Annotated in this window: 12 protein-coding genes; 4 read left to right on the top strand and 8 right to left on the bottom strand. The window is 61.2% G+C overall.

Features of this window, described 5'->3' with window-relative positions; translation table 11 throughout:
- Nucleotides 1-239: 239 nt before the first annotated feature.
- Nucleotides 240-2192: a M13-type metalloendopeptidase gene (locus RQH14_RS08830; RefSeq protein ID WP_311212913.1), complete on the top strand. Its 1953-nt coding sequence runs from the start codon at nt 240-242 to the stop codon at nt 2190-2192.
- A 95-nt stretch (nt 2193-2287) separates the two neighbouring features.
- Here the strand turns inward: RQH14_RS08830 and RQH14_RS08835 are convergent, their stop codons facing one another.
- From RQH14_RS08835 to RQH14_RS08855, 5 genes are all read right to left on the bottom strand, one after another.
- Entirely contained in the window at nt 2288-3847 is a 1560-nt protein-coding gene (locus tag RQH14_RS08835; RefSeq protein WP_311212914.1) for an LCP family protein, read from the bottom strand.
- A gap of 105 nt (nt 3848-3952) precedes the next feature.
- Complete coding sequence (gene era / locus RQH14_RS08840; protein ID WP_311212915.1) at nt 3953-4915, bottom strand: GTPase Era; 963 nt, start codon at nt 4913-4915, stop codon at nt 3953-3955.
- Nucleotides 4899-6230 carry a hemolysin family protein gene (locus RQH14_RS08845; RefSeq protein ID WP_311212916.1) on the bottom strand — a complete coding sequence of 444 codons (1332 nt, stop codon included), beginning with the start codon at nt 6228-6230 and terminating at the stop codon, nt 4899-4901. The genes era and RQH14_RS08845 overlap by 17 nt, the downstream gene beginning before the upstream one ends.
- On the bottom strand, nt 6227-6700 hold the full coding sequence (gene ybeY / locus RQH14_RS08850) for an rRNA maturation RNase YbeY (protein WP_089595199.1): 474 nt from the start codon (nt 6698-6700) through the stop codon (nt 6227-6229). The genes RQH14_RS08845 and ybeY overlap by 4 nt, the downstream gene beginning before the upstream one ends.
- Nucleotides 6697-7779 carry a PhoH family protein gene (locus RQH14_RS08855; RefSeq protein ID WP_311212917.1) on the bottom strand — a complete coding sequence of 361 codons (1083 nt, stop codon included), beginning with the start codon at nt 7777-7779 and terminating at the stop codon, nt 6697-6699. Before RQH14_RS08855 ends, ybeY begins: the two co-directional genes overlap by 4 nt.
- Before the next feature lie 424 nt (nt 7780-8203).
- Here RQH14_RS08855 and RQH14_RS08860 point away from each other — a divergent pair, with 424 nt between their 5' ends.
- On the top strand, nt 8204-9076 hold the full coding sequence (locus RQH14_RS08860) for a GerMN domain-containing protein (RefSeq protein WP_311213069.1): 873 nt from the start codon (nt 8204-8206) through the stop codon (nt 9074-9076).
- 33 nt (nt 9077-9109) lie between these two features.
- Here the strand turns inward: RQH14_RS08860 and RQH14_RS08865 are convergent, their stop codons facing one another.
- From RQH14_RS08865 to hrcA, 3 genes are read right to left on the bottom strand one after another with little or no spacing between them, the layout of a single operon-like run.
- Nucleotides 9110-9874, bottom strand: coding sequence for a 16S rRNA (uracil(1498)-N(3))-methyltransferase (locus tag RQH14_RS08865; RefSeq protein ID WP_311212918.1), 765 nt, complete (start codon nt 9872-9874; stop codon nt 9110-9112).
- A 2-nt stretch (nt 9875-9876) separates the two neighbouring features.
- The gene (dnaJ, locus tag RQH14_RS08870) at nt 9877-11004 is read right to left on the bottom strand and encodes a molecular chaperone DnaJ (protein WP_311212919.1); all 1128 of its coding nucleotides are present in this window, start codon (nt 11002-11004) and stop codon (nt 9877-9879) included.
- A gap of 50 nt (nt 11005-11054) precedes the next feature.
- Entirely contained in the window at nt 11055-12062 is a 1008-nt protein-coding gene (gene hrcA, locus RQH14_RS08875) for a heat-inducible transcriptional repressor HrcA (protein ID WP_311212920.1), read from the bottom strand.
- Nucleotides 12063-12239: 177 nt separating this feature from the next.
- Between hrcA and RQH14_RS08880 the strand changes: the two genes are divergently transcribed.
- Complete coding sequence (locus RQH14_RS08880) at nt 12240-13091, top strand: DUF3097 domain-containing protein (protein ID WP_311212921.1); 852 nt, start codon at nt 12240-12242, stop codon at nt 13089-13091.
- Between the two features lie 121 nt (nt 13092-13212).
- Nucleotides 13213-13626, top strand: a complete 414-nt coding sequence (locus tag RQH14_RS08885) for a DUF4870 domain-containing protein (protein ID WP_311212922.1) — start codon at nt 13213-13215, stop codon at nt 13624-13626.
- Nucleotides 13627-13640: the final 14 nt, after the last annotated feature.

The following is a 13640-nucleotide window of genomic DNA, read 5'->3' on the forward strand; positions in this document are numbered from 1 at the left end:
CTTTTCTCTAAGAACTAAATGAAAGCTTAGCCGGACACAACGGAACTCCGCGGCGAGGATGGCCCAGCTTCAGATAGCTTTCAGGCCCCGCCGCGGCAGCTAAGAAGAAGCATCGCCGTACGCACAAAATCACAGTAACACGATGCGTATGATGACAGTGCAACACCTCATGCAACGTCCACTATGCAGACGCAGCGACGGTGGCAACGCCGGCTGCTGCGTCCACACAAGGAGCCACAGTGCCACAGTCGGGGATCACTCTTTCGAACATCGATCACAGCGTCCGGCCCCAGGACGACCTCTACCAACACGTCAACGGCGCGTGGCTCAACAGCACAACCATTCCTGACGACAGGCCGCTGGAAGGCACGTTCACCGCTTTGCGGGACGGAGCGGAGTTGGCCGTCAAAGCGATTATCGAAGAAGCTGCAGGCAAAGGAGAGTCGGCAACCGGCGTCGAGCAGCAGGTAGGTGGACTCTACGCGAGCTTCATGGATGAGGCCGCAGCAGAGGCCAAAGGAGCCGACCCCATACGAGGCCGGCTCGAGGAAGTCCACGCGGTGGGATCAACCCAGGAACTGGCCGCCCTGATCGGCCGCCTGTTCCGCTCCGATGTGTCCGGGCTCTTCTCCATCTATCCGGCCCCTGATGCCGGTAACCCCGAGCGCATCCTCCTGTACATCGGGCAGGGCGGACTTGGACTACCGGACGAGTCCTACTACAGGGAAGAAAAGTTTGCCGGCACCGTGACGGCCTACAGCCAGTACATTGCCAAGCTGCTCGCCCTCGCCGGCATCCAGGACGCCGAAGCAGCTTCAACGCGCATCGTCGCTCTCGAAACTGCTTTGGCTGCGCACCACTGGGACAACGTCACGCTGCGGAATCCCCAGAAGACCTACAACCTCAAGTCGGCAGAGGAAGCATCGGAGCTGTTCCCCCTGCTGGACACCTGGTTCCAGGCCGCCCGCGTGGACCCTGCAAAGCGAAACGAGATCGTGGTCAGCACCCCGGACTTCTTCGCCGGCGCTGCAGGCCTGCTGGAGTCCGAGCCGTTGGGAACGTGGAAGGAATGGTTGACACTCAGGGTCCTGAGCTCTGCTGCCCCGTACCTCTCGTCTGATTTCGTGACCACCAACTTCGATTTCTACGGCACTACACTCAGCGGCACGCCACAGAACAAGGAGCGCTGGAAGCGTGGAGTTGCCGTTGTCGAAGCGGCACTTGGCGAAGCCGTCGGACAAATCTACGTGGAGCGACACTTCCCCGCGGGCCACAAAGAAAGGATGGAGACGCTCGTCGCCAATCTGATCGAGGCATACCGTGACAGCATCTCCTCCCTGGAGTGGATGGGTGAGGAAACCAAGAAGGAAGCGCTCAAGAAGCTGGAGGCCTTCCGCCCCAAGATTGGCTTCCCGGGAAAATGGATCGACTACTCCGCCGTGGACATCGATCCATCAGATCTGTTGGGCAACGTGGAGCGCGCGCATGACGCTGATGTCGATCGTCACCTGGACGAGATCGGCAAACCGGTTGACCTCAACAAATGGCTCATGACACCCCAGACGGTCAATGCCTACTATCACCCCATGCTGAATGAGATCGTCTTTCCGGCCGCAATTCTCCAGCCACCCTTCTTCACTGCAGATGCTGATGACGCTGTGAATTATGGCGGAATCGGTGCCGTCATCGGCCACGAGATCGGCCACGGCTTCGACGACCAAGGATCGCAGTTCGACGGAAGCGGGGCATTGCGCAACTGGTGGACTGAAGAGGACCGGACCGCGTTCGAAACCCTCACGGCCAAGTTGGTGGCACAATACGACGCCCTCTCCCCCTACGCGGCGCCCGACCACAAGGTGAACGGCAAACTCACCCTCGGCGAGAACATCGGCGACCTCGGCGGCCTGACCATCGCCTACAAGGCCTACCTTCTCAGTCTGGATGGCGCTGAGCCTGAGAAGATCGACGGATTCACTGGCCAGCAACGCTTCTTTATGTCGTGGGCAGCAGGCTGGCGCCAAGTGATCCGCCGCGAAGAGGCGATCCGACGGCTGGCCACCGATCCGCACTCCCCCAACGAGTTCCGCACCAACGCCATTGCCCGCAACCTTGATGCTTTCCATGAAGCATTTGCTATCAGCGCAGCGGATGGAATGTGGATGGAATCCGGAGACCGCGTCAGCATCTGGTAGTACCGGAAAGATGAGGCCGGGTCAGTTCATGAAGAACTGGCCCGGCCTCTTCCGTGCATGGCTGCCTCGCAGCCCGCTGCTGGTCTAGGTACCGACTATTGGTCGATGTACAACGGATTCACTTGTTGGCAGACGGCGTCTTTGGCGGTCTGGTTGACGACGTCCGAGGGCACAGAGGTGGCTCCGTAGGAAGTGCCGGTGCCAAAATCAGTACCAACATACAGCTGAACACCCGCCACGCCGGGAGCCTGCTGCACCTGGGCCGCCGGAATACCGTAGAGCGCAGCGACGTCCGCAGCGACGTCGGCGAAGCCGGCCCCGTAGTAGATCACTGTCTGGTCAACAGGGTTCGCCAAATACGAAACCGCCTGGGTGAAGCCACCGCCTGTCAGAACCGTCATGATCTCTTGGGCCCGCGCTGCTACTCCGCTCCCATTCGCGACTGCCACCGGCTGGATCGCTTTGTCGTAGGCGGGGACCGCAGGAGTCGATGCTGTGGGCTGGGGTGCGGGACTTTCAGTGGCACCAGGCGACGACGTCGCCCCAGGTGTGGTCAGGTCAAGGTCTGCCCGCAAAGCTGCAAAAAGCTGTGAGGACTGGGGTTCCACAAGCTCCAGCCTGTTCGGATCCACTGCTGCTGCCTGGGTAGGAACGGCCACGAACGCCACCTTGGAAACGTCAATGTCCTTCAATCGCCCGCCGATGGTCAACAGCGATGGAACGGATGCCAGGCCCTCATCAACGGTGAGGTTCTGGGTGACGACGTCGGCGATCTGCAGGAGCCTCTGTGGGTTGCCCAACGTTCCTTCGTCTTTGAGCTTCCTGGTCAGGGACGAGAGGAAAGCCTGTTGTCCCTTGATGCGGCCGAGATCGCCGCCATCACCGAATGCATGGCGCGTCCGCAGGAAGGCCAAGGCTTGTTCGCCTTCAACCAGGGAATCACCCTTGGGCAGGCGAAGACGGGAGTCCGGGTCAAAGACGGGATCACTGACACACACGTTTACGCCGCCAACAGCGTGTGACAACTCCTTGACGGCGTTGAAGTCCGCCATCATGAAGTGGTCGATTTCCAGGCCGGTCAATTTGTTGACAGTGTCGACAGCGCAGCCAATACCCGCCTCAGCCATGGCCTCGTTGATCATGACACCGCTGCGGGCGGGGAACGTCTGGTTGTTGGTCCGGTCGGTGCATTGCGGCACGTCCACCAGCAGGTCACGCGGGAAGCTCATGACACTCACACGCTTGTTGTCTGCGGAAATATCCAGCAGCATCATGACGTCCGAATGACCGTAGCCAGTGGAGTCTTCCGTGCTGCCGTAGTCCGAGTTTTTTCCGTCACGGGTGTCAGAACCAAGGATGAGGATTTGCAGGCGGTCGGACTTGTCATTGGCCAGGGCTTCACCGCTGTCACGGTTCTCCCCTGCACTCAACGGAGCCTTGGTGATGTTGTTTTGCAGCCGGATGAACCAAAAGGCGGCAAAGGCAACGCCTGCAACCAGGGCAACGGAGACAACGCCGGTAACAATCTTCAGCCACAGCGGGAGTCCCTTGCGTGCCTTCATGTGGCGGGGAGTGCCGTCGGCATCCTCTCCATGGCGACCCGCAACGGGGCCAGCGGTGCCGGTGCCCTGCGGGCGGGCGTCACGACGTCGCACTATTCGGTTTACCTTTCCTCAAACACGTGGATTCCCGCCATCATAGTTGCCGAATCTGGGAAGTTCCTTATCGCACCTCTACGATGCCGGGACGTGTCTTGCCCGTTAGAACCCGAGTTTGACCAATTGTTTGGGATCCCGCTGCCAGTCCTTGGCCACCTTGACGTGCAGATCCAGGTAGATTCGAGTGCCCAGGAGGGTCTCGATGCCCTTCCGTGCGTTGGTACCGACTTCACGCAGCCGGCTTCCACCCTTGCCGATGATGATGGCCTTCTGTGAGGGTCGCTCGACATAAAGGTTGACCCGAACGTCCAGGAGAGGGTTGTCCTCGGTTCGACCTTCACGGGGAACGATTTCTTCGACCACCACGGCCAGCGAGTGGGGAAGTTCGTCGCGGACACCTTCCAGGGCAGCCTCCCGGATAAGTTCCGCAATCATGACGGCCTCGGGCTCGTCCGTCAGTTCACCGTCCGGGTACAGCGGGGGCGAGGACGGCATGTGGCTTATCAATACGTCCGCGACAGTGGAGACCTGGAAGCCGTCGGCCGCTGAAACGGGGACGATGTCGGCCCAGCCCTGCTCGCCCAGGACATCGCGTCCCAAGGCAGCGACAGCGAGCAATTGCTCGGTCAGGGCCTGGCGGTCAACAAGGTCGGTTTTGGTCACGAGGGCAATGATCGGCTTTCTACCCACGGCCGCCAGTTGAGCTGCGATGTATTTGTCGCCGGGGCCGATCTTCTCGTTCGCCGGCAAGCAGAATCCAATGGCGTCCACTTCGGACAAGGTATCGGCTACGAGATCATTGAGCCGCTTACCCAGCAACGTACGCGGCCTGTGCAAACCAGGAGTGTCCACGAGGATCAGTTGCGCATCCTCGCGGTGGACGATGCCACGGATCGTGTGCCGCGTGGTCTGCGGCTTGGCCGAGGTGATGGCCACCTTCTGGCCAACCAAGGCATTGGTCAGTGTCGACTTGCCCGCATTGGGCCGACCCACCAGCACAGAGAAGCCTGCGTGGAAGCCACCGAAGTCATTATCGGCATCGAATTTCTTATTTTGCTTGCTCACGTGGAACTCCCTGTTGCGTTGAGTCGGCGTCATCGAGTAGGTCTTCAAAGTCAGTGTCTTCCTTTGGCATGGCTGCCGCAATGATGTGGCTGACCCTGTTTCGGCGACCCTCAAGCCTATCCGCCCTGAGTGATATTCCATCCACGTCAACTGAGCTGCCGACAATCGGGACCTGTCCCAGGGCCTTCGCGAGGAGGCCGCCCACGGTGTCCACCTCGTCGTCGTCGAGGTCAATGTCGAACAATTCACCGAGGTCGTCGATGCTCATACGGGCGCTGACCCGGAAAGTGCCGTCGCCAAGGTCCACTGCTTCTTCTGCGGCGGCATCGTATTCATCCACGATCTCGCCCACGATCTCCTCGATCAGGTCCTCAAGGGTCACCAGTCCGGCAGTACCACCGTACTCATCGATCACGATCGCCACGTGGGTGGATTCCTGCTGCAGTTCCCTGAGAAGGTCACTTACGAGCTTGGATTCAGGGACGTACCGGACGTCCCGGGCGAGGGAGTCGACGTCGTGTGCCTGCAGTCCGGGTTCCCCTCGATGCATGGCGGCGGCGACATCCTTCAAATAAAGGATTCCACGGATCTGGTCCGTGTTCTCCCCGATGACCGGAATCCTGGAATAGCCCGACCGCAAGAAGAGGCCCATGGCCGTCTCGAGGTCCGAGCCGGTACCGATGCTGACAATGTCTGTGCGGGGAACCATCACGGAACGAACCAACGTGTCGCCGAAGTCGAAGACCGAATGGATGAGTTCAGCCTCATTGTCCTCGATCATGTCCGACTCGGCGGCGCGGTCCACGAATTCCCGGAACTCTTCCTCGCTGACGAATGCGTCATCACCGCTGGGGGCGCCAGGAGCCACTGCCTGGCCAAGGGCCACGAGCCACCCGGGGATGGGGCCGAGAACCCAGCAGAGGAAGCGGATCAGCGGAGCCGTGAAGCGAACAACGGGGCCGGAATGCGCCCTCCCCAGCTGCCGCGGCGACACCCCCACCAGGACGAATCCGATGACGGCCATGATGCCTGTAGCAGCAAGCCCGGCGAGCCAGACGTTGTCGAGCACACTGTGCAGCACCACCGCCACAGCTACTGCAGCGGCCATCTCGAACCACACACGCCAGAAACGCAGGGCGCGCATGTGGGCAATGGGAGCTTTGAGGATCCCGCTCAGGGCTTTGCCCTTGCTGCGGACAATGGATTGTTCGGCCTCATGCCGGGGAAGGAAATTGAACGCGGCCTCAGCAGCCGTCAACAAGGCGACAAAGCTGAGGAAAACCAGCGCCATGCCGACCAGGATGATCCAGGTCACTGCATGGTCTCCATGGGGGCATCCTTGCCCAGGAATTCAGACAGCAGTTCGCGCTGCAAACCGAACATCTCTTCTTTTTCCTCGGGTTCGGCGTGGTCGAATCCCAGAAGGTGGAGGATGCCATGGGTTGTCAGGAGCAGCATCTCATCCTGGGTGGGGTGACCTGCGTTGCGGGCCTGCACTTCGGCTACCTGGGGGCAGATGGCGATGTCGCCCAGCATTCCCTGCGGGGTTGGCTTGTCCGGGGTGCCTGGCGTGAGCTCGTCCATGGGAACAGACAGGACGTCAGTGGCCCCGGGCTCATCCATCAGTTCGATGTGGAGCTTCTCCATGGCGGGTTCATCGACCAGGAGAATGGAAAGCTCCGCCTGCGGATGGATGTAGAGCCGTTCGAAGATGAAGCGGGACAACGTCACCAGCTGGGCTTCGTCCACCGCCACACCGGACTCGTTGTTGACTTCAATGCTCATTGACGTTCTCCACGTTTGTAATGTGTGCCTGATGCGTCTTTGCGATGCGCGTCATCCCAGGTGCTGTAGGCGGATACGATGTCGGCCACCAGGCGATGCCGAACGACGTCGGCCGCCTCAAGAATGGAGAAATTGACGTCGTCTATGCCGGTCAGGATTTCCCGGACAATCCGAAGGCCCGACGTCGCGCCCAGCGGAAGGTCGATCTGGGTGACGTCGCCGGTGACCACCATTTTTGAACCAAAGCCGAGGCGGGTCAGGAACATCTTCATCTGTTCGGGTGTGGTGTTCTGCGCTTCATCAAGAATGATGAAGGCGTCATTGAGTGTGCGTCCGCGCATGTATGCCAAAGGCGCCACCTCAATGGTGCCCGCAGCCATCAGCCGTGGGATGGATTCCGGATCCATCATGTCGTGGAGGGCGTCATAGAGCGGTCGAAGGTACGGATCGATCTTGTCGCTCAATGTACCGGGCAGGAACCCCAGCCGCTCCCCTGCCTCCACAGCAGGCCGCGTCAGGATAATCCTGCTGACTTCCTTCATCTGCAGTGCCTGCACGGCCTTGGCCATGGCCAGGTAGGTCTTGCCCGTGCCAGCTGGACCGATACCGAAAATCACCGTGTTTGCGTCGATGGCATCCACGTAGTTCTTCTGGTTAAGTGTCTTCGGACGGATGGTCTTGCCACGGCTGGACAGGATGTTGTGGGTCAGCACATCAGCAGGATTCTGCACCGACTGGGCCCTGAGCAGGGAGACCAGCTGCTGGAGGACGTCCGGCGTCACCACAGTCCCCTTTGCCACCAACCCGCGGACTTCCTCGAGGAGGCGCATGACGCGGGGGATGACGGTGGATGGCCCGGTCATGGAGAGCTCGTTGCCGCGGACATGGAAGTTGACGTCCTGGAACTGTTCCTCGATGTACCTCAAGGCCTCGTCATGACTGCCCAGCGAGTGAACCATCTGGTCGGAGTTGTCGAAGGTGACGACTTCCGTGCGCGTGCCCGGTAAAGTGTGCGGGAACTCGTTGGGCGGCTGGTTGCCGTTTCCGGTCCTGAGCCGCCCGTTCAAAGATTCACTCATAGTGCTGGCCCTCAGGCCTTTTCTCCTCCGGTTGGTCGATAATAACGCCATCGATTCGACATTAGCTGCGGACTTAGACTGCCCGCGTTCATGCCGGAATGTCTTCAATCCTACGCCAGCCCGGCCTTTGATGGACCTCTCCCGGCAGCCTCGTTGGGCACCCGGGGCCGGTACGGACATTTTGTCTCAACTCGGCATCAAGCCGGTATCAATCATGTTTCAGTTGGCGGCCTCCCCCGGAAACCCGGCCGACCGCCGTCGACGATGTGCCAAGCTGGCATAGCGGGTGGAAACTGAACCCCGCACGCCAGCCAACAAATGGCTGCCAAACCATGCAGGGCAGGACAGGAAAACCATCAAGAAAACAGCCAGCAACGTTCATGGCGCGAACAAGCGGACCAAGTCCGCTGTTGCCGTGCCTGCGATGCTCGCTGTCCTCCTCCTGACCGGTTGCATCGCCAACGGCGGTGGCACCCAGGCCACCTCCACTCCGCCGCCGCTGACCGTCCAGGAAGCCCCGGCCAGCAACGCCCCGCTCGAAACCACCCAGGCCTCCACCAAGATCCCGGTCTACTGGATTGGACGGAGCAAGGAAGAGGTCTACCTCTACCGCGAGTTCAGGGATATCTCCGGCGACGGAAATCCTGTGACCACAGCGCTGAGGATCATGATGGCGGAAAAGCCGTTGGATCATGACTTCTTCACACCTTGGCAGGAACCCGCCAGCCTGGCCACCTCCATTTCGGGCAAAAACGTCATCACAGTCGATATTTCCCGCGATGCTTTCAACTCGAACCTGGACGCCGGCATGGCGCAGCGGGCAGTGCAGCAACTCGTCTACACGGCGACCGCCGCAGCCTCGTCCTCAGGGCTCATCAATTCAGGCCAGCAGATCCAAGTAGTCATCCTGGTCGATGGCCACAAGGACTATATGGCGTTCGGGCAAGTGCAGCTGGGGGAACCAATGACGCGCGACGCTTCCCTGGTTGCCCCGCTCTGGATCATCGATCCGCAGGAAGACACCACCCTGCCCACCGGACTGGTCAAGTTCAACGGTCGAAGCACTGACAGCTCCAAGCCCATCGCCTGGCAGGTCCTGCAGGACAACGGCAAGGGCGAAAAGGCCAGCCTTCTCACGGGCCAAACGCAAGCCACCGGCGAACCCGGGCAGTATGGCCTGTTCACCTTTGGCGCCACGTTGAAAGCCGGCCAGTACGAGGTACGCGTCTCCCAAGTAGACAACGCGGGCAACGCCATCGCGACCAGCACCGACACCCGCCTGTTCAGGGTCGGGTAGCTGCCCGGGGCCGGATGCGGCCCAAGGCCGCTCCTACCAGCGTCCCAGGATGTCGCTGGCAAGAACGACGGCGGCCGGTCCCGCCGTCGAGGACCTCAAGACATGGTGCCCCAAGAGTGCCGTTACGGCGCCGGCATCACTAAGCCGCGTTACTTCGCGGGGTGAGATCCCGCCTTCGGGGCCCACAATCAGCAGCACCTCGCGGGGAGCGCTGGCGTTGGTTGCCGCCAACTCCTCAAGGACGGTCCGCAAGGGATTCTTCGCGTCTTCATGCAGGATGATGGCAAGGTCAGCCTGGGCAACAGCGTTCGCCAAGGACCCAGTGTCCACCATGGACCTCACCTCAGGAATCCACGCCCGCCGGGCCTGCTTGGCGGCAGCGGTGACCACGGACTCCCACTTGGCGTGGGCCTTTGCGGCGCGATCGCCCTTCCATCGAACAATGGAACGCTCCGACTGCCACGGAAGCACAGCATCAATTCCGAGTTCCGTGGCTGTCTCGATGGCAAGTTCGTCACGGTCGCCCTTGGCCAGGGCCTGGACCAGCACCAAGCGGACGTCCGGCAGGTCTTCAAAGACAACGTCGGAGGCAGTGACAATCAGGCCCGCGGGCCCGGCCTCGGCGACCGTGCCGGTCAACCGCGCGCCGGCCCCATCGGCTATGTCGACTGGCTCTCCCACCACAAGTCGCTTGACCGTAACCGCGTGCCGCGCTTCCGGACCTTCCAGCACGAAGGTACCGCCGGCGCCGACATCGCCAAGGCTGCCGGCCGAGGTGAAGAAAACGGGGTTGCTCACCGCTACAGGTTACCGAGCTTGTCCCGAAGCTTGGCGAACATCCCGCCGCTGGCCACGAGCTTTCCTTCGGTGAACTGCTCCCCGCGAAGCTTGGCGAGCTGCTGCAACAATTCTTCCTGCGCCGGATCCAGCTTGCTCGGCGTTTCAACGTGGAGGTGTACCTTGAGGTCGCCGCGGCCGTAACCACGCAGGTGCGTGACACCCAGGCCCCGGAGGGTGATGATCTCGCCTGACTGGGTTCCGGCCTTCACGTCAATGTCCTGTGCGCCGTCGAAGGTATCCAGCTGCAACTCCGTACCCAGCGCCGCGGCCGTCATGGGCACGCTGAGGGTGGCGTGGAGGTCGTCGCCTTCGCGTATGAACATGGAATCGTTGTTGACACGGATCTCCACGTAGAGGTCGCCGGACGGGCCGCCTGCGGGCCCTGCTTCACCCTGGCCGGACAACTGGATGCGAGTACCGGTGGCAACACCGGCAGGAACCTTGATGGTCAGCGAACGGCGGCTGCGGATGCGGCCTTGGCCGTTGCACTCATTGCAGGGGTCCTTGATGACCGTGCCGAAGCCCTCACAGGAACCGCAAGGGGCGGCAGTCATAACTTGGCCGAGGATGGAGCGGACAGCCCGCTGGACCTGGCCACTGCCACCACAGATGTCACAACGTTCCGGATGGGTGCCCGGGCGGCAGCAGCTGCCGTCACAGGTGGGGCAGGTCACGGCCGTGTCCACTTCAAGCTTCTTGTTGACACCGAAAACGGCGTCCTTAAGGTCGATGCGGACGCTGATGAGTGCGTCCTGGCCGCGTCGCACACGGGAGGCCGGCCCACCATGACCGCCGCCACCACCAAAGAACGTATCGAAAATGTCCTGGAACGCGAAGCCCTGGCCGGAATATCCGCCACCAAACCCGTTGTCCGTTCCATTCTCGTTGCCGGTGGCATCGTAGACGCGGCGCTTCTGGGGATCGGACAGGACCTCATAAGCATGGGTCACGGCCTTGAACTGTTCCGCGACATCCTCACCTGGGTTTACGTCCGGGTGGAGTTTCCGCGCCAACTTGCGGTACGCCTTTTTGATCTCTTCCCCGGTGGCTTCCGGCGAGACTCCCAAAACGTCATAGTGGCTGCTCAAAGTCGGTATCTCTTCCTTGTTGTACTGCGGATGTTTCTTCGGGACGGCCTTCAGCCGCCAAGAATGCGTGAAAGGTAACGGGCCACGGCCCGGACTGCGGCCATGGTCGTTGGATAATCCATGCGGGTTGGCCCCAGAATCCCCACCTTGGCGCCGGAGCCGTACCCGGTGGCGACAACGGAAGCTTCTGCCAATCCGTCGTAGGGATTTTCCCGGCCGATACTCACGGTGACGCCACGGGGGTCATCCCCCATGTCTGATAACAACCGGAGCATGACAACTTGTTCCTCAAGAGCTTCCAGCACCGGGCCAATGCTCAAGGGGAAGTCCACGTTGGACCTGGCGAGGTTGGCCGTACCGGCCATGAGGATGCGTTCTTCGCGGCTGTTGTCACTCAGGGCCTGCAGCCCGTTGGCCAATGTGTGGGCCAGTCCCCGAAGCTCCGGCGGGCACAGGGCAATCACCGATGGAAGCACCTGCGGCAACAGGGCCAGTTGTGTCCCTGCGATGCTGCCCAGGAAGCGGGATCTCAGTCGCATCAAAGCGTCGTCGCCCACGTCCGAACCAGCATCGATGACCTTCTGGCCGACGCTGCCGGTATCGGCAATCAGCACCACCAAAACCTGTTGTGGCGCCAACAGGACGAACTCAACGTGCCGTACCAGAGCGCGGTTCGAGTGTGGATACTGCACGACGGCGACCTGGTTGGTCAGTTGCGACAGGAGCCTTACGGTGCGCTCCAGGATGTCGTCGACATCATCAGGGCCTTCAAGCAACGAATGGATGGCCCGCCGCTCGGCGGCCGAAAGGGGCTTGACCTGGGAGATGCGATCGACGAACAGGCGATAGCCCTTGTCGGTGGGAATACGACCGGCACTGGTGTGCGGCGCTGCAATGAGGCCTTCTTCTTCCAAAACGGCCATGTCGTTACGGATGGTGGCGCTTGAAACACCGAGATGGTGCCGTTCAACAAGGGCCTTCGATCCAACAGGCTCCCGAGAATGCACGTAATCTTCAACGATGGCACGCAGCACTTCCAACTTGCGCGGCTCACTCATTGCTCCACCTCCTGACGACTGCCGTGGTCTCTGGGACCGGGTCCACTTAGCACTCAACATGCCCAAGTGCTAACCAGTCTAGTATGAGCCACCCCGTTGCTAGCATTGAACTTTCCCGTCCCAACCCAGCGCAAATCAGCACTGCACTATACAACCCAGCACAAAGGTAGGAACTCCTTGGCTTTCGACACGTGGGGTCCGCAGGATCTGTCAGCTCCGGCCAAACGGCAACTGCCGGAGGTTGCCGTCCAACGCGGGATGGTCCTCGAAGACGTCCAGTCAGGCTGGGTGGGCGAAGTCACCCGGGTCGAGAAAACCGGCGGCATGCACATTGTGTCCCTTGAGGACAGACGGGGGAAGACGAAGTCGTTCCAACTCGGATTTGGCTTCCTGCTCGAGGGGCAGCCCATCCGGTTGATGCCCCCGGCCCCACGGCAACCGACGCCGGCCGTTCAGGCGGGGCGCACGGCATCAGGTTCGGTGAAGGTTCAAGGACAACGCGCCCAGGTGGCCAAAGCCAGCCGCATTTGGGTGGAAGGAAAACACGACGCCGAACTCGTCGAGAAAGTCTGGGGCGACGATCTCCGCGTCGAGGGCATTGTGGTGGAGCCCCTGCACGGAGTCGATGACCTCAAGTCGGTAATATCCGCCTTCAACCCCGGTCCCGGCCGGCGCCTCGGCATCCTGGTGGACCACCTCGTGGCCGGCTCCAAAGAGTCCCGCATCGCAGCTGATGCCATGACTGTGCCTGGAGCCGCGGGAAATGTCCTGATCGTCGGACACCCCTATATCGATGTCTGGCAGGCCATCAGGCCCAAAGTCCTGGGAATTGAGGCTTGGCCGTCCGTGCCCCGCGGCACCGACTGGAAGACCGGGATTCTCACCGCCTTCGGGTGGCCCCACGAGACCGCGGAGGACATAGGACTGGGCTGGCAACGGCTTCTCGGAGCGGTTCGCAGCTACGCCGACCTCGAAGCTTCGCTGCTGGGCCGCGTGGAGGAAGTCATCGATTTCCTCACAGTTCCCTGACCATTGCCCTCAAAGCAGCAGCAACTGACGTGTCATCGTGGCGCTTGTCCCGGGAAGCCTGCCTGGGCCGGTATTCTGGGACAGCAACACCGCACCATCTTTACAGCAAAGGGAACACACCGTGGCAGAGAACGCTCCTGAAGAACCGGGCAGCGCCGCAGGCCAGCCCCAGTACCATGGCGCGCCTGCAAATGCGCTGCCACTGACCGCCAGCGAGGACAGGCAGTGGGCTACCTTGGCACACTTTGGCGGCATTCTGGGATGCCTGCCATCACTCCTGATCTACTTGATCTTCCGTGACCGCGGACCTTTCACGGCACAGGAATCCAAGGAAGCACTGAACTTTACGCTGCCTCCCACCATCGCTGCGGTTCTGGCCAACATCCTGGTTCTGCTGCCGGTAGTAGGCAACGTCTTTGCCGTGATCGCCACTGGCATCTGGGTAGCACTGACATGCTTCTCCGTCTCGGCCGGAATCCGCGTCAACCACGGCCAGCCGCACCGCTACAAGCTCAACCTGCGCTGGATCAAGTAAACCTCCCCCCGCTT

Source organism: Arthrobacter sp. WCS2018Hpa-7 (assembly GCF_031843805.1).
Taxonomy (GTDB): domain Bacteria; phylum Actinomycetota; class Actinomycetes; order Actinomycetales; family Micrococcaceae; genus Arthrobacter.